Origin of the sequence: Haemophilus parainfluenzae, from assembly GCF_900638025.1 — a bacterium.
GTDB classification, from domain to species: Bacteria; Pseudomonadota; Gammaproteobacteria; order Enterobacterales; family Pasteurellaceae; genus Haemophilus_D; species Haemophilus_D parainfluenzae_J.
The window spans coordinates 1982491-2002500 of record NZ_LR134481.1 but is presented as its reverse complement, the minus strand read 5'-3'; the positions used below and the strand labels follow the sequence as shown (position 1 = coordinate 2002500).

At 40.8% G+C, this 20010-nt stretch carries 13 protein-coding genes, 2 tRNA genes and 2 rRNA genes (1 of these 17 only partly in view); 7 read left to right on the top strand and 10 right to left on the bottom strand.

From position 1 onward, the window contains the following. Nucleotides 1-2371: ribosomal RNA gene (locus EL215_RS09920) — 23S ribosomal RNA — on the top strand; it begins 526 nt to the left of the window's first position. A 151-nt stretch (nucleotides 2372-2522) separates the two neighbouring features. Then, nucleotides 2523-2638, top strand: a 5S ribosomal RNA gene (rrf, locus tag EL215_RS09915). 167 nt (nucleotides 2639-2805) lie between these two features. On the opposite strand, the gene glnE is transcribed toward rrf, so the two are convergent. The 8 genes from glnE to orn form a co-directional block, all read right to left on the bottom strand. Continuing rightward, nucleotides 2806-5739, bottom strand: a complete 2934-nt coding sequence (gene glnE / locus EL215_RS09910; protein ID WP_126471870.1) for a bifunctional [glutamate--ammonia ligase]-adenylyl-L-tyrosine phosphorylase/[glutamate--ammonia-ligase] adenylyltransferase — start codon at nucleotides 5737-5739, stop codon at nucleotides 2806-2808. Between the two features lie 3 nt (nucleotides 5740-5742). Next, nucleotides 5743-6696, bottom strand: coding sequence for a tRNA (adenosine(37)-N6)-dimethylallyltransferase MiaA (gene miaA, locus EL215_RS09905; protein WP_126471868.1), 954 nt, complete (start codon nucleotides 6694-6696; stop codon nucleotides 5743-5745). 1 nt (nucleotide 6697) lies between these two features. Then, nucleotides 6698-8542 (bottom strand): DNA mismatch repair endonuclease MutL, encoded by a 1845-nt coding sequence (gene mutL / locus EL215_RS09900; RefSeq protein ID WP_126471867.1) that lies wholly within the window; start codon nucleotides 8540-8542, stop codon nucleotides 6698-6700. A gap of 8 nt (nucleotides 8543-8550) precedes the next feature. Continuing rightward, a complete protein-coding gene (locus EL215_RS09895) occupies nucleotides 8551-10173 on the bottom strand; it encodes an N-acetylmuramoyl-L-alanine amidase (protein ID WP_126471866.1) in 1623 nt (540 codons plus the stop codon). A gap of 11 nt (nucleotides 10174-10184) precedes the next feature. Further along, complete coding sequence (tsaE, locus tag EL215_RS09890) at nucleotides 10185-10655, bottom strand: tRNA (adenosine(37)-N6)-threonylcarbamoyltransferase complex ATPase subunit type 1 TsaE (RefSeq protein WP_126471864.1); 471 nt, start codon at nucleotides 10653-10655, stop codon at nucleotides 10185-10187. Nucleotides 10656-10770: 115 nt separating this feature from the next. Further along, nucleotides 10771-10846, bottom strand: a tRNA-Gly gene (locus tag EL215_RS09885). 20 nt (nucleotides 10847-10866) lie between these two features. Continuing rightward, nucleotides 10867-10942, bottom strand: a tRNA-Gly gene (locus tag EL215_RS09880). A 93-nt stretch (nucleotides 10943-11035) separates the two neighbouring features. Then, entirely contained in the window at nucleotides 11036-11584 is a 549-nt protein-coding gene (gene orn, locus EL215_RS09875) for an oligoribonuclease (RefSeq protein ID WP_126471862.1), read from the bottom strand. 75 nt (nucleotides 11585-11659) lie between these two features. Between orn and rsgA the strand changes: the two genes are divergently transcribed. The 5 genes from rsgA to manA all read left to right on the top strand — a co-directional run bounded on the left by rsgA (nucleotide 11660) and on the right by manA (nucleotide 16764). Continuing rightward, nucleotides 11660-12697 carry a small ribosomal subunit biogenesis GTPase RsgA gene (gene rsgA, locus EL215_RS09870; protein ID WP_126471860.1) on the top strand — a complete coding sequence of 346 codons (1038 nt, stop codon included), beginning with the start codon at nucleotides 11660-11662 and terminating at the stop codon, nucleotides 12695-12697. A 161-nt stretch (nucleotides 12698-12858) separates the two neighbouring features. Next, nucleotides 12859-13116, top strand: coding sequence for a phosphocarrier protein Hpr (gene ptsH, locus EL215_RS09865; protein WP_049355416.1), 258 nt, complete (start codon nucleotides 12859-12861; stop codon nucleotides 13114-13116). Between the two features lie 88 nt (nucleotides 13117-13204). Continuing rightward, nucleotides 13205-14932 carry a phosphoenolpyruvate-protein phosphotransferase PtsI gene (gene ptsI, locus EL215_RS09860; protein ID WP_126471858.1) on the top strand — a complete coding sequence of 576 codons (1728 nt, stop codon included), beginning with the start codon at nucleotides 13205-13207 and terminating at the stop codon, nucleotides 14930-14932. Between the two features lie 59 nt (nucleotides 14933-14991). Further along, on the top strand, nucleotides 14992-15492 hold the full coding sequence (gene crr / locus EL215_RS09855; protein WP_126471856.1) for a PTS glucose transporter subunit IIA: 501 nt from the start codon (nucleotides 14992-14994) through the stop codon (nucleotides 15490-15492). Nucleotides 15493-15564: 72 nt separating this feature from the next. Next, nucleotides 15565-16764, top strand: coding sequence for a mannose-6-phosphate isomerase, class I (gene manA, locus EL215_RS09850; RefSeq protein WP_126471854.1), 1200 nt, complete (start codon nucleotides 15565-15567; stop codon nucleotides 16762-16764). A gap of 335 nt (nucleotides 16765-17099) precedes the next feature. Here manA and EL215_RS09845 read toward each other — a convergent pair whose 3' ends face one another. Both EL215_RS09845 and citG read right to left on the bottom strand, forming a co-directional pair. Beyond that, on the bottom strand, nucleotides 17100-18539 hold the full coding sequence (locus tag EL215_RS09845) for an anion permease (protein WP_126471852.1): 1440 nt from the start codon (nucleotides 18537-18539) through the stop codon (nucleotides 17100-17102). 1 nt (nucleotide 18540) lies between these two features. Next, nucleotides 18541-19938: a triphosphoribosyl-dephospho-CoA synthase CitG gene (citG, locus tag EL215_RS09840; RefSeq protein ID WP_126471850.1), complete on the bottom strand. Its 1398-nt coding sequence runs from the start codon at nucleotides 19936-19938 to the stop codon at nucleotides 18541-18543. Nucleotides 19939-20010 lie beyond the last annotated feature (72 nt).

Sequence of the window (20010 nt, the reverse complement as noted above, 5' to 3'; positions counted from 1 at the left end):
TACAAGCAGTGGGAGCCTGAAAGGGTGACTGCGTACCTTTTGTATAATGGGTCAGCGACTTATATTTTGTAGCGAGGTTAACCGAATAGGGGAGCCGAAGGGAAACCGAGTCTTAACTGGGCGAATAGTTGCAAGGTATAGACCCGAAACCCGGTGATCTAGCCATGGGCAGGTTGAAGGTTGGGTAACACTAACTGGAGGACCGAACCGACTAATGTTGAAAAATTAGCGGATGACTTGTGGCTGGGGGTGAAAGGCCAATCAAACCGGGAGATAGCTGGTTCTCCCCGAAATCTATTTAGGTAGAGCCTTGAGCGGACACCTTCGGGGGTAGAGCACTGTTTCGGCTAGGGGTCCATCCCGGATTACCAACCCGATGCAAACTACGAATACCGAAGAGTGATACTCAGGAGACACACGGCGGGTGCTAACGTCCGTCGTGGAGAGGGAAACAACCCAGACCGCCAGCTAAGGTCCCAAAGTCTATATTAAGTGGGAAACGAAGTGGGAAGGCTTAGACAGCTAGGATGTTGGCTTAGAAGCAGCCATCATTTAAAGAAAGCGTAATAGCTCACTAGTCGAGTCGGCCTGCGCGGAAGATGTAACGGGGCTCAAATATAGCACCGAAGCTGCGGCATCAGACGAAAGTCTGTTGGGTAGGGGAGCGTTCTGTAAGCGGAAGAAGGTGAATCGAGAGGTTTGCTGGACGTATCAGAAGTGCGAATGCTGACATAAGTAACGATAAAACGGGTGAAAAACCCGTTCGCCGGAAGACCAAGGGTTCCTGTCCAACGTTAATCGGGGCAGGGTGAGTCGGCCCCTAAGGCGAGGCTGAAAAGCGTAGTCGATGGGAAACGGGTTAATATTCCCGTACTTGGATAAACTGCGATGTGGGGACGGAGCAGGTTAGGTTATCGCACTGTTGGATATGTGCGTTTAAGTTAGTAGGTGTGAAGTTTAGGCAAATCCGGACTTCTTTAACACTGAGAGATGATGACGAGGCTCTACGGAGCTGAAGTAACCGATACCACACTTCCAGGAAAAGCCACTAAGCTTCAGGTTTATCTAAACCGTACTGAAAACCGACACAGGTGGTCAGGTAGAGAATACTCAGGCGCTTGAGAGAACTCGGGTGAAGGAACTAGGCAAAATAGCACCGTAACTTCGGGAGAAGGTGCGCCGGCGTAGATTGTAAGGGCTTGCCCCTGAAGGTTGAACCGGTCGAAGATACCAGCTGGCTGCAACTGTTTATTAAAAACACAGCACTCTGCAAACACGAAAGTGGACGTATAGGGTGTGATGCCTGCCCGGTGCTGGAAGGTTAATTGATGGTGTAATCGAAAGAGAAGCTCCTGATCGAAGCCCCAGTAAACGGCGGCCGTAACTATAACGGTCCTAAGGTAGCGAAATTCCTTGTCGGGTAAGTTCCGACCTGCACGAATGGCATAATGATGGCCAGGCTGTCTCCACCCGAGACTCAGTGAAATTGAAATCGCCGTGAAGATGCGGTGTACCCGCGGCTAGACGGAAAGACCCCGTGAACCTTTACTATAGCTTGACACTGAACATTGAATTTTGATGTGTAGGATAGGTGGGAGACTTAGAAGTAGGAACGCCAGTTTCTATGGAGTCGACCTTGAAATACCACCCTTTAACGTTTGATGTTCTAACGAAGATTGCGGAACGCGGTCTCGGACAGTGTCTGGTGGGTAGTTTGACTGGGGCGGTCTCCTCCCAAAGAGTAACGGAGGAGCACGAAGGTTTGCTAATGACGGTCGGACATCGTCAGGTTAGTGCAATGGTATAAGCAAGCTTAACTGCGAGACGGACAAGTCGAGCAGGTACGAAAGTAGGTCATAGTGATCCGGTGGTTCTGAATGGAAGGGCCATCGCTCAACGGATAAAAGGTACTCCGGGGATAACAGGCTGATACCGCCCAAGAGTTCATATCGACGGCGGTGTTTGGCACCTCGATGTCGGCTCATCACATCCTGGGGCTGAAGTAGGTCCCAAGGGTATGGCTGTTCGCCATTTAAAGTGGTACGCGAGCTGGGTTTAGAACGTCGTGAGACAGTTCGGTCCCTATCTGCCGTGGGCGTTGGAGAATTGATTGGGGCTGCTCCTAGTACGAGAGGACCGGAGTGGACGCACCACTGGTGTTCCGGTTGTGTCGCCAGACGCATTGCCGGGTAGCTAAGTGCGGAAAAGATAAGTGCTGAAAGCATCTAAGCACGAAACTTGCCAAGAGATGAGTTCTCCCTGTTTTTAAGACAGTAAGGGTTGTTTAAGACTAAGACGTAGATAGGTCTGGTGTGTAAGCGGTGCGAGCCGTTGAGCTAACAGATACTAATTGCCCGAGAGGCTTAACTATACAACGCTCAAGGGTTTTGGGTGTTGAGAAGACGAAACAAACTCAGAGAAGAAAGAGAAGAAGAAAGTTTTTAGGTGAATCAGCTTGTTTGGTTGTGAGACGCTAGAGATAGCGGAGCAGAGAGAAATAGAAAAGTTATTAAAGGAATAATCCTGGCGGCGATAGAGCGGTGGTCCCACCTGACCCCATACCGAACTCAGAAGTGAAACGCCGATGCGCCGATGGTAGTGTGGGGCTTCCCCATGTGAGAGTAGGACACCGCCAGGTACTGAATGTAGAACCCCGAGCTGAATGGCTTGGGGTTTTTGTTTATGGAGTTTTATTAAAGATTACTTTGACAATATAAGTGCGGTAGAAAGTTAAGCTGTTTTTACGTAGAGAATATATAAGAACGAGTTTATACCAACTATCTGGGGATCGACTCCTTTAATCTTTTAAGAAAATAGCTTATTCCAGAAAGAACAAACAAACTCTCTTTCTTCTGCAAACGCCGAATCATCAACAATGACAGGATTTCCTAATAAGTTCAGGTGATGAATTTTATTACGTAGTGTCACGTAGCAGGACTTAAGTTTTTCGCACTCAGCTAGAGAAATAATGTGATATTCTGCCATTGAATCAAAGATACGGACGTTATCAGACCATTTGGTTAATATTGGATTAGCTGGGGCATTCGCAAGCATCAGATACTGGGCAATAAATTCAATATCAGTAATGCCGCCACGATCTGTTTTGATATTAAAAAAGCTGTCTTTTGTATGAGATAAATGTTCGTACATTTTTTCGCGCATACCTCTTACTTCGATTTTTAGCTGATTAATATCTCTTTGAGCGGAAAGTACCTTACAGCGAATTTTTTCAAATTCTGTTTTTAATTCAGTTTCACCAAAAATAGCACGGCTACGGACAAGCGCTTGTTTCTCCCATGTCCAAGCCTCATTGAGTTGATAGTTTTCAAATGCTTGAAGTGAACAGCCTAATAAGCCAGCATCGCCTGAAGGACGTAATCGCATATCAACATCGTAAAGTATGCCTGCACTGGTGTTCATACTAAAAATGCTGACAATTTTTTGAGCCAATCTTAAATAGAATTGGTTACTATCAATGGATTTTTTCCCACCAATGGTTTGGCCTTCAACAGCTTGGTATAAAAAGACTAAATCCAAATCAGATTTATAACCGAGTTCAATTCCGCCTAGTTTACCGTAGCCAATGACTAAAAAGCCTTTTTCTGTTTTACCTACTAGATGTTCAGGTACACCAAAGCGTTGACTGACTTGTTGCCAGGCAAAATTGACAACGGCATCAATAATTGCTTCAGCCAGATAAGTGAGATGATCGCTTACTTTCATAACAGGCAATACGCCGAGAATATCAGCGGCTGCAACACGTAATAAAATAGATTGTTTAAATTGGCGTAACCCGTCAATAAATTGTTCTTCATCGTCTTGCGGTAATCGCAGCATATATTGCTTCAATTCATCAGGATACTGTGTGAATGGTAATGGATTACGTAGTGCCTCAGTATTTAATAATTCATCGAGTAGAATAGGGTAGCGAGCCACTTGTTCGGCAATCATCTGTGATTGCGAACATAGTTCAATAAGCTGCTCAATGGCTTGAGGATTTTCTAAGAGCAATTCCAAATACGTCGTTCTACTCGCAATTTTATCGATAATATTGAGAATGCGCGGTAATAAAGTGCGGTAATTTTTTTGTTCAAATATTTGAGTGAAGATATTTGGCAATAAGTGAGCTAAAGCTTCTCGACCACGAGTGCCAATAACACGGCGAGCAAGCCCCTCTTTGAATTGAATAAGTTTATCTAAGATATCGGAAATCGCGTCTTCATCAATGTGATTATCAATCAGCATTTGTTCAATATCATCGATATCACCCTCTAAAAAATCAATCCACTGATTATTATCATCGCTACGTTCATCTTTTTCTTCACCAATTAATGTATCAAAAACTGACCGCACTTTTTGTTGGTGTGATTGTAGTGTTTGATAGAAATCATCCCAGTTTTCAATTGGATAAGATTTTATCGTAGCCTGATTGTTCTCATCTAAATAAGTGTATTCTCGACAAGCGACCATTAATCTAAGACGATTTTCTTCATCTGTTGGAAGTAGTTGCGTTTGTTGGTCATCAATGGCTTGAAGCACGTTTTCAGTACGTCGTAGAAAGATATAAGCTTCTTTTAATTCATAATATTGCTGGGGCGTAATTAAGCCAAGATCTCGTATTTCAGGGAGAAGTTTAAGCAATTCATGTTGTTGGAGCTTAATCTCACGTCCCCCTCGAATCAGTTGAAAAACTTGCACAATAAATTCGATTTCTCGAATCCCGCCTGCACCTAACTTAATATTGTCTTTTAAGCCACGGCGACGTACTTCGCGCTCGATTTTACCTTTCATTTCACGTAAAGCTTGAATCACACTAAAATCAATATAGCGTCGATACACAAAGGGGCGAAGTAATTGTTGTAAGGTTTTTACATTGGGATCTTGCTCATCGGCGCCTAAAATACGCCCTTTGATCATGGCATAGCGTTCCCAGTCTCGCCCTTGATCTTGGTAATATTGCTCCATCGCAGAAAAACTTAAGGCAAGTGCGCCGCTGTCACCAAAAGGGCGAAGACGCATATCCGTACGATAGACAAAACCATCTGGCGTAAATTGATCCAAGGTATTAATTAGACGTTGCCCTAAACGGGTAAAAAATTTAGCGTTATCAACAGCTCGTCTTGCACCAACAGTTTCGCCTTGTAAAGGGTAGGTGAAAATTAAATCAATATCAGAGGAGAAATTTAGCTCAAAACCACCTAATTTTCCCATACCAAGAATATAGAGTTGCTGAGGATTGCCATTTTCATCACAAGGCGTGCCCATTTCTTCGCAAGCTTGTTTGTACAGCCAATCTCTCGCACCAATGATAAGGTTTTCAGCAAGCTGAGAAAGACAAATAAAAATTTCTTCTACGGTGGCAAGATTCAAGCTTTGACAGAAACTAAGTTTTGCCATTTCTTGATTACGAAAATCTCGTAGCGTTTTGTAAAGCTGTTCTTCGTTTTGGATAGTGGAGAGTTGGTCAGCTAAACGGCTAGCATAATGTTGGCAATCTGAAAATTGAGGAGGTGTTTGCCACCATTGAGCTAAAAAGTGCGGGTGTTTTTTTAAGACTTTTTCCAAGAAATCAGACAGACTGATGGCATAGTTTATTTGTCCGATTGATGTCGTGAAATCTGTTGCGTCTTGCTCGATTTGTTGGGTTATTTCATCAAGATTCATTTCAGGGAAATGTTGGCAAAGCACTTCGCCAAGTTGAATGAGTTTTTCAGTCGAAAGCGGAAGTGAAAGCGCCATAATTTACCCCTTAAAATGTTCGTCAATCTTGCGTAGTACGATTTCTTTGGCTTGTTGCGATTGCAGACTATCTAGCCAATTTAATGGTGTTTTCCAGCCACGCAGCCAAGTGATTTGTCGTTTTGCTAATTGTCGAGTTGCACAAATCCCCCGGAAGACCATTTCTTCATGATCATAGTCACCACGTAAATATTCCCACATTTGGCGATAGCCCACACAGCGGATAGAAGGCAAATCAGGATGGAGATCTTCTCGTTGGTAGAGTTTTTCCACCTCTTCTTGGAAACCTAATTCGATCATTTTATGGAAACGTTGTTCGATACGTTGATGCAATACCGCGCGATCTTCTGGTGCAATAGCAAACTGTAAAAATTGATAAGGCAATTCTTCGCCTTTTTGTTCGGTTAATTCCGTTAATGATTTGCCCGTTAAATAGAATACTTCTAATGCACGATTAATACGCTGTGAATCATTTGGATTGATACGTTCTGCCGAAATAGGATCAATTTTTTGTAATTCTTGATGAAGTGCTGGCCAGCCAAATTTCTGCGCTTTTTCTTCAATCTCTAACCGTAATTTTTCATCAGCAGATGGAAGGGGGGAAAGTCCTTCAATCAATGCTTTGTAATACAACATCGTGCCGCCAACCAAAAGTGGAATTTTACCTTGTGCGGTAATATCAGCCATTTCTCTGAGTGCATCGTCACGAAAATTCATCGCAGAATAACTTTCAGCGGGATCTAAAATATCAATTAAGCGGTGAGGGGCAAGGGCTAGTTCTTCTTTAGAAGGCTTTGCCGTACCAATATCCATGCCTTTATAAATTAATGCAGAATCGACGCTGATCACTTCCACTGGCAGGCTTTGACGTAATTGAATAGCAAGATCCGTTTTTCCTGAGGCCGTCGGTCCCATCAGAAAAAGTGCGGTTGGTTTGGAGTCAGTTTTTTGTGTCATATTACAAATCGCTTAAAAAAGGCTGCCAGTTAATTGGTTTCAGTAATGTATTAAATTTTTCTTGATGAGCTTTATTCAGTAAGCGTTCCGTTTCACTTAATAAGCTGACCGCATCCGCTAATACTTGAATTAGTTTCATTTCTAGAGTCTGACAAAGTGCGGTCAGAAAATCAGGCATATTTTCTAGATCTTCCGCAAGTAGGCTTACCACACATTTTTGTAAATTTTGCGTACGTAAAACCGCAGGGACTTTGTTTAATGTAAGACGTAGCTGGGCTTCATTTTCAATAAATTCAAAACCACTTTGTTGGAAAAAAGCTTTTTGTTTTTTCCATTGTTCAAATTGTTTTTCATCTAAGCGGAAAATAATCGGAATGAGTAACGGCTGTTGTGAAATTTCACCTTGTTGTAAGGTTAATTCATAATTTAAGGTTTGCAATTTAGCTAATGACATCAAATAAAACTGCTGATTTTGTTGTAAAAGCAACGCTTTATTTTCAATTAATGCTAATGCGCGTAAATAGCCTGGTTCACTTGTTTGTGGGAGTTGTTCAACGACTGACTTTGTTAAAACTTGAGAATTTTCCACAGGACGTACTAATTCCCCATATAAGCGTTGTTCTGTCTTTGTAGGTTGTTCACGATAACCATATGACGGAACATATTCACTACGGTTTGAAAAGTGCGATCGATTTTCTGATTGTTTTTCACTATATTGATGATAATTTGAGGCGAAAATATTTTGCCCTGCCGCTGCACGATTGGGTTTTGTTTCATAGTGCGTTTGATACGAAGCTGAAGGCTCTCTTGCCTCATTTATCGCTGGCGCTAAATCCAATTCAGCTTGAGGAATAGCATTGAGCGCATTTGTTACACCTTGGCAGATAAAATCATGAATTAAGCGGGCTTGATGGAAGCGAACTTCGTGTTTTGTTGGATGCACGTTGACATCGACATCATGTGGATTGAGGTCGATAAATAGCACAAATGCAGGGTATTGCTCCGTATGTAAATGCTCCGCATAAGCTTGACGAATTGCATGGTTGATCACTTTATCACGCACCATTCGTCCATTGATATAGCAATAGCTCAAATCATTTTGGGAACGTGTAAATTCAGGTGTCGCCACCCAGCCAGAAAGATGCAGATCATCATGTTTCCAATCAATGCGCAAGGCATGTTGAACAAAATCATCGCCACAAATAGCGGAAACACGTTTTAGTTGTTGCTCTTCATTCGTTGCAGGACGATATTGTCGAATCATTTTGCCGTTATGAGTGAGCGTAAAAGCAATATTAAATTTTGCTAAAGCAATTCGGCGAATGACTTCATCAATATGAGCAAATTCTGTTTTATCAGTGCGCAAGAATTTACGACGAGCAGGCGTGTTAAAAAAGAGATTTGCGACTTCAACTGTCGTGCCGACTGGATGAGACGCAGGTTTAATTGTAGTTTCCATCTCTCGTCCTTGTGCATAAACCTGCCACGCTTCATTTTGCTCAGCTGTGCGAGAGGTAAGTGTGAGGCGAGAAACCGAGCTGATACTGGCAAGGGCTTCACCGCGGAAACCTAAACTTAAAATGGCTTCGAGATCATCAAGATCGGTAATTTTACTGGTTGCGTGTCGAGCGAGTGCGAGACTTAATTCTTCTTTAGGAATACCACTGCCATTATCTCTAATACGAATCAGGCTGGCGCCGCCGTTTTCAATATCAATATGAATTTTATTGGCACCGGCATCAAGGCTGTTTTCCACTAATTCTTTCACCACAGAAGCAGGGCGTTCGACCACTTCACCTGCGGCAATCTGATTAGCCAGCTGTGGAGAAAGAATTTTGATTGCCATAGGATTCCTTATTTTTCTTTAAGTTTGATTTTTTGCCCAGTCACGATTTTGCCGTTTTTCAATATTGGGTTCAGTTTTAAAAGACGATTAACCGGTACATTGTATTCACGAGAGATGCCATAGAGAGTTTGATCGGCTTTCACCGTATGGTAAAGCGGGATTTCTTTCTTGCCATTATCTTTCTTCTCATTTCCTTTTGAAGAAGCGTCTTTTTTATCGTTGCCTTTTTTCTCAGGCTCTTTTTTACTCTCGGTTTTTTCTTGTTTTTTATCTTTTTTAGAAACGGCTTTTTCAGCTTCAACAATCTTGCTGTTTTTCCCTTTGTTATCAGCTTTGGCTTTATCATTCGATTTAGGTTTTTCTTCTATCTTTTTGCCTTTGCCGTTATCTGGGATTTTAATAGTTTCATTCAGCCAAAGTTCTTTACGTTTTAGTTTATTTAATTCAATAATTTCACTGACTTTTACATCATATTTGTTTGCCAGGCTACCAATGCTTTCACCAGGTTTCACTTTATGACGGACGCCACTGTCTTTAACACTTGAAGTGCGGTCAGATTTTTCAGCGTTTTTCTCTTCTTTTTTAGTTGGTTCTTCCGCTTTTTTGCCTTTGCCATTATCTGGAATCTTAATGGTTTCATTTAGCCAAAGTTCTTTGCGTTTCAGTTTATTTAACTCAATGATTTCACTGACTTTGACATCATATTTGTTCGCCAGGCTACCAATGCTTTCGCCTGATTTCACTTTATGGCGAATACCGCTGTCTTTCACATCAGAAGTGCGGTCAGATTTTTCATTGTTTTCATTGTTTTGATTGTTTAATTTTGTAGATTTGCTGTCTTGCTCGTCACTAGGTAGAACTACGATCGTTTTTAAATTACCGTTGCGATAAGCGACTAAGCCTTCATAAATCATATAAGCAATACGGCGACGATAAGTAATAGTATTCAGTTTTTGTTCTTCTTCCATATTAGAAAGAAACCCCGTTTCCACGAGAACAGAAGGAATATCCGGTGAACGTAATACGCCAAGGCTAGCATGTTGAGGCATGCTTCGGCTTAAAGGTGTTACACGTGAAAAACGACGTAAAATACTATTTCCTAACTCATAGCCAGTACGTTGACTATGTCCAAATTGCAAATCGAGCACTGTTTGATCTAAATATTTATCATTGTGGCTTAAAAGTACTTTACCCGTGCCTCCGAGAAGATCTGAACGTTTTTCATCATCTTCTAACCATTGCCCAATTTCATCATTAGCACGGCGATTGGAGAGTACCCAGACAGACGCTCCACGTTGGTTAGGGTTTAACGAAGAGTCGGCATGAATTGAAATAAGAAAATTTGCTTTAAATTTTCGTGCAATTTCAGAGCGCTCAGGAACAGAAATGTAGTAATCGCTACTACGTGTTAAGACACCTTTGAAATTAGGATCCTTATCTAATAAAGCTTTTAGTTCTCGAGCAATAGAAAGCGTGACATTCTTTTCATAAATACCTAAATTTTTTCCGATTGCACCAGGATCTTTACCGCCATGGCCGGGATCAATGGCAATTGTCCATTGTGGTGCGGCAAATACGTTAGTAGAAATTAGAGAAAATATTCCAAAAAGAAACGAAAATTTTGCTTTCATGTAAGTCAGTTTTATAGTTGTGCCAAAATATGCTCGCCTACTGAGTTTTGAGCAATTAGCGTAATGTTTCGAGCATCGTCGTAATAGTCAATATTCACCAATAAATCAGCCTCAGGCAAGATACCTTCACCTTTTTCTGCCCATTCGATTAAGCAGATACAATTTTGGCTGAAATAATCACGAATACCCATAAATTCCAGTTCTTCAGGATCGGCAAGACGATATAAATCAAAGTGATAAATCATTTTCCCTGCAATGCTATATTCTTCCACTAACGTATAAGTAGGACTTTTGACATTGCCTTGGTAGCCTAAACCTTGCACCATTCCACGAGTCAGGGTGGTTTTACCTGCACCAAGATCGCCATTAAAATAAAGCACAATAGCGTTATCTTTCGGTTGTTTTACCAACACTTCTGCGAGTTTTTTACCAAAACGGAGCATAGTGCCTTCATCAGGAATGTATTGGGTTAATTCGGTCATTCTTAGCGTGATTTTTTAGGTTAAAGTTTCTAGGGGATTTTATCGTATTTTGAAGGGAATATGTAGGGAAAATACAATAAAAAATCCGCTGCTTTTCAGCAACGGATTGAGAATTTGGAGCGGGAAACGAGGCTCGAACTCGCGACCCCGACCTTGGCAAGGTCGTGCTCTACCAACTGAGCTATTCCCGCATGGTATCCATGTGAAAATTTGGAGCGGGAAACGAGGCTCGAACTCGCGACCCCGACCTTGGCAAGGTCGTGCTCTACCAACTGAGCTATTCCCGCATTTCACATTGGTGAATGAGGCAACATTATACGAAAAAATTTATTCAACGCAAGCGCAGATTTTGCAAATGATTGAGTTTGCCTAAGTTTTCATCAACCCAGATTAATAAAGTGCTCACGGTAGTAAGCTAACTCTTTAATTGATTCACGAATATCATCAAGAGCTAGATGGGTATTACCTTTTTTAAATCCATCTAAAATTTCTGGTTTCCAGCGAGAAGCCAATTCTTTTAATGTGCTGACATCCACATGACGATAGTGGAAATAATCCGCTAAATCAGGCATATATTTGTAAAGAAAGCGTTTATCCTGTGCGATGCTGTTGCCACAAATCGGTGAAGCACCTTTCGGCACCCAGCGTTTTAAAAAATCTAATGTTTGTAATTCTGCTGCACGTTCGGTGAGTTTGCTCGCTTTAACACGTTCCACTAAGCCGTTAGCTGTGTGGGTTTTTACGCACCATTCCGACATTTTGTTTAATAATTCATCACTTTGATGAACTGCAATCACAGGTCCTTCAGCTAAAATATTGAGATCTTTATCGGTCACAATGGTTGCGATTTCAAGAATGCGTTCTTTTTCAGGATCTAATCCTGTCATTTCTAAATCGATCCAAATCAGATTTTGTTTATCTAATTGCATAATATAAGGTATCCTATAAACATTTTTAATCCCGTTTATTTTAACGAAAAACATCGGAAAAAACGACCGCACTTTATGAGCAAACGTAAACTAACGCAAAATCAAACTCGTCGAATTCAATCAAATAACGCGAAAGCCTTGCATCGCCACAAGAAGAAAGAAGTGGAATGGCAAGATGATATGCTAGGTGAAAGCCAAGATGGGATAGTCGTTACGCGTTATTCGGTGCATGCCGATGTGGAAAATGCACAAGGCGAAATTTTCCGTTGTAATTTACGTCGTACACTTTCTAGTCTTGTGGTTGGAGACAAAGTGATTTGGCGACAAGGCAATGAACAGCTCCAAGGAGTGAGTGGGGTGATTGAAGCCATTCACCCAAGACAAAATGAAATTGCTCGCCCAGATTATTATGATGGGTTGAAACCAATAGCTGCTAATATCGATCGTATTATTATTGTTTCTGCGGTAGTGCCGGTACTTTCACTCAATATTATCGATCGTTATTTAGTGGTGTGTGAAAATGCCGGGATCGAACCTGTCATTGTGGTGAATAAAGGCGATTTACTGGATGCCGAGCAAGAGCAGGAAGTGGAAAGTCAATTACAGATTTACCGGGATATTGGTTATCAGACCATCATCATTTCTGCTGAAACCGGAAAAAATATGGAAAAATTGACCGCACTTTTAAGTGATGGCACATCCATTTTTGTGGGGCAGTCAGGGGTAGGTAAATCCAGTTTAATTAACCATATTTTACCAACAGTTAATGCGCAGGTAGGCGGTATCAGTGAAACCTCAGGCTTAGGGCAACATACCACGACTTCTTCTCGTTTATACCACTTACCACAAGGCGGCAATTTGATTGATTCACCGGGTATTCGTGAGTTTGGTTTATGGCATTTGGAGCCAGATCAGATCACCAAAGGATATCGTGAATTTCAATATTTCTTAGGGACGTGCAAATTCCGAGATTGTAAGCATTTGAACGATCCTGGCTGTGCATTACGAGAAGCGGTAGAGGCAGGGCGGATTTCACCAATACGCTATGAAAATTATCATCGCCTTATTGAAAGCCTGAGTGAGACAAAATCACAACGTCATTTTTCTGTGTAGTATATGTTTTATTCTAACTTAGTAAGCAAACGTTTAAATTTTGTGATATCGCTCAATTTTTTTTATGTTTTTCCTTGATTATTTTATACTTAACAGGGATACTACTGCGGATTTATAAGATTGTTTTTTGAATTTTACTATTACTATGTAGAGGTAACATTATGTTCTCAAAAGATGTAGAGATTACGGCTCCTAATGGTTTACATACTCGCCCTGCGGCACAGTTCGTAAAAGAAGCAAAAGCTTTTGCTTCGGATGTAACTGTTACTTCTGCAGGCAAGAGTGCAAGTGCTAAAAGCTTATTTAAGCTACAAACCTTAGGTTTGACGCAAGGAACTGTAATTACCATCTCGGCAGAAGGTGAAGACGAACAACAAGCCGTTGAACATTTAGTAGCATTAATTCCTACTTTAGAATAATTGACGATAGCCACAGGGTTCCTATTCTGTGGCTATTGTTTATTTAGTCTTTAATAAATTATTTCAAATTATTTCGGAATGTAAAATTATGATTACAGGTATCCCAGCATCGCCAGGTATCGTTTTTGGTAAAGCTTTAGTATTAAAAGAAGAAAAAATTGTTCTGGATTTCCAAAAAATTTCAGAAGATCAAATCGAGTCAGAAGTTGCTCGTTTTTATGCGGGCCGTGAAGCAGCCGTTGAGCAACTTAATTCTATTCATCAACGCGCATTAAAATCTTTAGGTGAAGAAAAAGCGGCTATCTTCGAAGGCCATTTAATGATCCTTGAAGATGAAGAATTAGAAGAAGAGATTATTGATTATCTTCGTTCACATAAAGTGAATGCGAGTGTGGCAGCAAGTAAAATCATTGATCAACAAGTTGAAATGTTGTCTGAAATTGATGATGAATACTTAAAAGAACGTGCGGGTGATATTCGTGATATCGGTAATCGTTTAATCAAAAATATTTTAGGTATGCACATTGTCGATCTTGGTGATATTACCGAAGAATCTATCCTTGTGGCTTACGATTTAACTCCGTCTGAAACCGCTCAATTAAACTTAGAAAAAGTATTAGGTTTTATCACGGATATTGGTGGTAGAACATCTCACACCTCTATTATGGCTCGCTCACTTGAATTACCGGCTATTGTTGGGACAAATGATGTGACCGCGCGAGTGAATACCGGTGATTATCTTATTTTAGATGCCGTGAACAACCGTGTTTACGTGAATCCGACTCAATCTGAAATCGATGAATTAAAAACGGTAGAAGCAAAACTCGCTGAAGAAAAAGCAGAATTAGCAAAATTAAAAGATTTACTGGCAGTGACCCTTGATGGTCATAAAGTTGAAGTGGTTGCGAATATTGGTACGATTCGTGATTGCGAAGGTGTACACCGTAATGGTGCAGAAGGGGTCGGCTTATACCGTACTGAATTCCTCTTTATGGATCGTGACCAATTGCCAAGCGAAGAAGAGCAATTCATTGCTTATAAAGAAGTGGTTGAAGCAATGGAAGGTCGTCTAGTGGTATTACGTACCATGGATATTGGCGGTGATAAAGAGCTGCCATATTTAAATTTACCAAAAGAAATGAACCCATTCTTAGGATGGCGTGCGATACGTATTGCCCTTAATCGTCGTGAGATTTTACATGCGCAATTAAGAGCGGTATTACGTGCTTCTGCATTTGGTAAACTTGCCGTGATGTTCCCGATGATTATTTCGGTAGAAGAAATTCGTGAGTTAAAATCTGTGCTTGAAACGTTAAAAGCCGAATTACGTGCAGAAGGTAAGGCTTTTGATGAAAGCATTCAAGTAGGTGTTATGGTTGAAACGCCATCTGCAGCAGTGAATGCGAAATTCTTAGCGAAAGAAGTAGATTTCTTTAGTATTGGTACAAACGATTTAACCCAATATACCTTAGCCGTTGACCGTGGTAACGAACTAATTTCTCACTTATATAATCCAATGTCACCTTCAGTACTTGGTTTGATTAAACAAGTCATTGATGCCTCTCATGCAGAAGGCAAATGGACGGGGATGTGTGGCGAGTTAGCCGGTGATGAACGTGCTACTTTATTGTTGCTCGGCATGGGCTTAGATGAGTTTAGTATGAGTGCAATTTCTGTACCTCGTATTAAAAAATTAGTGCGTCATGTGAATTATCAAGAGGTAAAAGCCTTGGCGGATGAAGCATTACAAAAACCAACATCTGCTGAAATTGAACAATTAATTCAGGCTTTTTTAGCAGAAAAATCGTTAAACTAGATACAAAAACAAAGTTTTACGTTAAAATATCAGCCATCTTTAATAGATAGGAGATTAAAATGGGCTTATTTGACAAATTATTTGGTTCAAAAGAAAATAAAGCTGTGGAAGTGGAAATTTATGCGCCACTTTCTGGTGAGATTGTGAATATCGAAGATGTACCGGATGTTGTTTTCTCTGAAAAAATCGTGGGTGATGGTATCGCAATTCGCCCAACAGGTGACAAAATTGTGGCGCCTGTTGATGGTATTATTGGTAAAATTTTTGAAACCAACCATGCATTTTCAATGGAATCAAAAGAGGGAGTTGAATTATTCGTTCACTTTGGCATTGATACTGTTGAATTAAAAGGTGAAGGATTCACTCGTATTGCACAAGAAGGGCAAAGCGTAAAACGTGGTGATACAGTAATTGAATTTGATTTAGCAACATTAGAATCAAAAGCGAAATCAGTTTTAACCCCCGTGGTTATTTCTAACATGGACGAAATTTCATGCATTGAGAAAAAATCTGGTGAGGTGATTGCTGGAGAGTCTGTTGTTCTAAGTTTAACAAAATAAGATTAACTGATTAAAAGATCCGCTTTAAATGAGCGGATTTTTTTATACTTATTCTTTTTTAAGAAGGTAAAGATGATTTATCGATTAACAGGCCAAGTACAGCATTATGCATGGGGCGGAAAAAACTATATTGCATCATTGATTGGATTAAATTCAGTGAAAGATCAACCTTGTGCAGAGTGGTGGTTAGGTGCTCATCCATTGGCGCCTTCAGAGATTGAGAATGTAGTAGGCAAACAATCCCTAATTGAATTTTTATCGCAAAATCCGACCGCACTTGGGCAAACTAGCCGTCAGCAATTTGATGATGAACTCCCTTATTTGTTAAAAATTTTAGATGTTGAAAAGCCGTTATCGATTCAATTGCATCCAACTAAAGCCCAAGCTGAAAAGGGCTTTGAGGCTGAAAACGTAAAAGGGATTGCATTAACAGACAGCACGCGGACTTATAAAGATAGAAATCATAAACCAGAAATGATGATTGCCTTATCTGATTTCTGGCTTTTACATGGTTTTAAAACAAAATCTCAAATACTTGCCACATTAAATGCACGCCCTTCTTTGCAATCTTTGGCTGAAAAACTTGGCACACAAAGCCTTGATGAATTTTATGCGGATGTAATGTTGGCGGATCAATCAACGCTCGCAAATTGGCTATTACCCATTATTGAAATCAATCAACAGCCTTATAAAAATGGCGAGTTGACGCTGGATAACCTTGATTATTGGGTGCTATATACGATGGAAGCGATTGCGATTTCACCTGAAAAATTAGATGCAGGCTTGGTGTGTTTTTATCTCTTTAATATCGTGCATTTAAAAGAAGGAGAGGGTATTTTCCAAGATGCGGGTATTCCTCATGCTTATCTTCGCGGACAAAACGTGGAGTTAATGGCCTGTTCTGATAATGTGATTCGAGGTGGCTTAACACCAAAATATGTCGATATTGCCGAATTATTAAAAATTGTGGATTGTCGTGAAGTGACACCTCAAATTATCTCAGCAGCACCTCAAAATCAGTCAGAATTTACTTATAAAACGCCAGTAAAAGATTTTGCTTTAGCTCAAATTCGTGTTGAACCAGAACAGCATACTAAAGTGAATCTTCAAAGTGCGGGCATTTTATTGGTGATGAACGGTGAGCTAAAAATTCAAGAAAAATCAACCGCACTTACGTTGAAGCAAGGTGAGTCAGCATTTATTACAGCGGATTCTAATGTTGAAATAATGAGTGAAAAAGGCGGTTATGCCTTTTTGGCAAAATTGCCATAAAAATTAATGTGATAAGTATCACGATTTGTGAGCTCATCGTTAGATTAACCATCAATATACTAACGGGAATTATCCTTTTCCATTTGATCCACTTTATGCGCCCATTGAAAATCCTTTTAGCATGTATCATCGGATCTTTAATGTCGAAATTTTCTGTGAATATTTGCATGTGATGGCGAATTCTTGCGTAGACATAGAAGATTATTTCCACGCTATGGAATGATACTCATTGGTTTGCTGTGAGTTACGATCGTACAATAAGCTGTGCTTATGATTGCAGTTTAACTGAGAAAGTGCGGTTGCAATAAGGATCTGACCGCACTTTTGAATTTATATTATAACCAACCTAAGCTAATTAATAATTCCCACCATGCCATACCGATAGTTAAGTGGATAATTAAGCTACCAAATGCAATGATTGCGCCAGCGATCCACCAAGATTTAATGTCATTATAGCCCGCGCCAAATGCAATTGGTCCAGGGCCACCACCATAGTGCGTTACAGAACCACCGTAAGCGTTGGCAAAAACTAAGCCTAGTGCAAGTAACTCAGCAGGGGCTCCCGCAACGTGCCCAACAGTTGCAAATACAGGTACCATTGCTGCTACGTATGCACCGCCTGAAGCAAATAAATAACGTACTGCAACGCTTAAAGTCAGAATCACGATGAGAGCCATCATGCCATGTCCTTCAAATTGAAGCGTGGTACTTAATGTGTTAGCCAACCATTTAAAGAATCCAGCTTTTTCCAGTAAACCCGACATACCAATGATACCACCATACCAGACTAAGGTGTTCCATGCCCCTTTACTTTTTAGAATATCATCCCACGTTACAATACTTAACATAATGCAAAGAACCATTACGATAATGGCTACGATAGTCGCATTCACATGAAGCGTATCAGAGAAGATCCAACCGAATAAGGCAATGACAAACAACACGCTAAGTGCTTTTTCACGGAAAGACATTGGCCCCAATTCTTCTAAACCTTTTTTTGCAATAGCTTTGTTATCGACTTCTTTTAATTCAGGTGGAGAGACCCAGTAACAAATTAATGGGATTAAGAATAAGCAAATTAAACCAGGCACAGAGGCGGCCAAGAACCATTTAATCCAAGTAGTTTCAAACCCCAAAATTGGAGCCATTAATGAAAGTGCGAGAGCATTAGGCGCCATTGCGGTTAAGAAAATGTAGGACGTGGTTTTTACCACCATATATACGTTCATCATCAAATAACGACCGGCCTTCTTCGGGCTTTTTTCAGGATCTGAACCAAGCGCTACCGCCACACTGTTAATGATTGGAAATATGATACCGCCTGAACGCGCTGTATTAGATGGCGTTGCAGGTGAAAGCAGTAAATCCAAGAACATGGTGACATAACCAAGTCGCAGGGTCGTGCTACCCATGGCGCCAATCATGTGATAGGCAATTCGTTTGCCTAATCCAGTAATTACAAATGCTGAGCTTAAGGTAAAAGCTGTAAAGATAAGCCATGTTGTGCCTGATTTATAACCATCCAACATATTCCCTACTTTGACTAATTCTTTTGCGCCTTCCGTATTACCTATAATGATACCTGAAACAGCAATTGCTGCGAGTAAAATTACTGGTTCTCCGTAAGGCTTTATTACAAGCCCGACAATAGTAGCAATGTAAACCCCGAGTAAACGCCAAGCAATCAGAGAAAGCCCCTCTGGAGCAGGCAATAAGAAGGTGATCAAAGGGATAACCGCTAAGATCGCCAATTTTGCATTTTTTGATAATGCCATATTAATTACCTCTAAATGATAAAAAGAAAATTGCCAGTGCTAGTAAATCAGCACTACCACCTGAACTTAAATTTAGTTCAATACAGGCGATGTCAAATTTCATTAATGCTTGTATCAGTATATTTTTATCTAATACAATTTTATGATCTGCAAGCAGATCTCGAGCTGTGTGTTGTATAAAATTTAACCCATCCAAACCGCCACGGTGAACCACGTTAGTGTCAGGATTGGTCGCCATTAAATGCAACAACAGAATCAGTAAACGATGTTCTCCATCCAATTGATGAAACTCATCAAATTGAGGTAACAACGTTCGAATAAGATTAAAACCACTTTCCGCTTCACCACGAGCGCCGGTTAAACCGTATTTTCTGAATAAGCGTACGCCGGCTGTGACTGGAAAATGCTCGGGATAATGTTTGAGTTCATCTGTTAAACCTTGAGCAAATTGGGCAACAAGTGAGCAGATTGAGTTTATATCAAACTTTACCGAACTTTGAATTACATTTTGTTGAGCTAATAAACGCCCCATTGCAGTACACACCAAGCCGAAGGAAAAAATAGCTCCCTTATGGGTGTTAATGCCATTTGTTGCTTCAAACATTGACTTTTCTGCTGATAGACCAATTGGACGAATCTCTGCTAAGATTTGTTTTTCAGGCAAATGGGCGGTGGTCATGCCTTTGAGTACGAATTGTGTAAAAAAAGGGCGTAAACTTACCGCACTTTGCTCAAAGGTATGCAGGTTCATGTCTTTGTGCGAACCGTTGTTGATGGTATCCACCAACCCCGGTTTCGGCGACAAGCGTGCTTCTTGCACCAATGCTGAATAAGCCTGACCACCGATATATTCCGCGATATAATGGCGTTGGGCGCGGGATTGCATTTCTGCCACAATTTCATCAACGGCGTGTTTACGAGTTCTGGCACAGATTTTCGCTTCATTGCCACACACTAGGCAGACTCTTGGCGGAAGAGCAAAATCTGAGCGGCTCAGCAGATTGCCTTTCGCATCGAATACATCCAAATCCCATAAACGGGCAAGAGGTACGTTTTCCTCCAATTCAATCGTTGCTGCTTTCAGCGCACGACCATTAATCGGCAACACAAAAAACGCCTCATGCCCCGTTGCTAACGGACGAACAATTTCCTTTGTGGGCGTGATATTCAACTGCATAAAAAGTGCGGTCAGATTTTCTAGTGTTTTTGTAAAGACATAATCTAATAGAGCATTTTTCTTCACTCCGCCTACTGCTGTTAAGGTAACACAAAGCAAGGTTTGCCCATATTGGGTTAACAGTTGTTGCTGCAAATTTGCTCGTTCTTCACGCGCCGTTAAAAGCTGTTCGAGAGAAATTTCGGTTCCATCGGTAGAAAAATGATTTAGGGAAATTGTCATATTGCGCCAAAAACGTGTTTAAAAATGACCGCACTTTTGTGGATGCTATAAATCGCCTCTTTATTAAGGAGG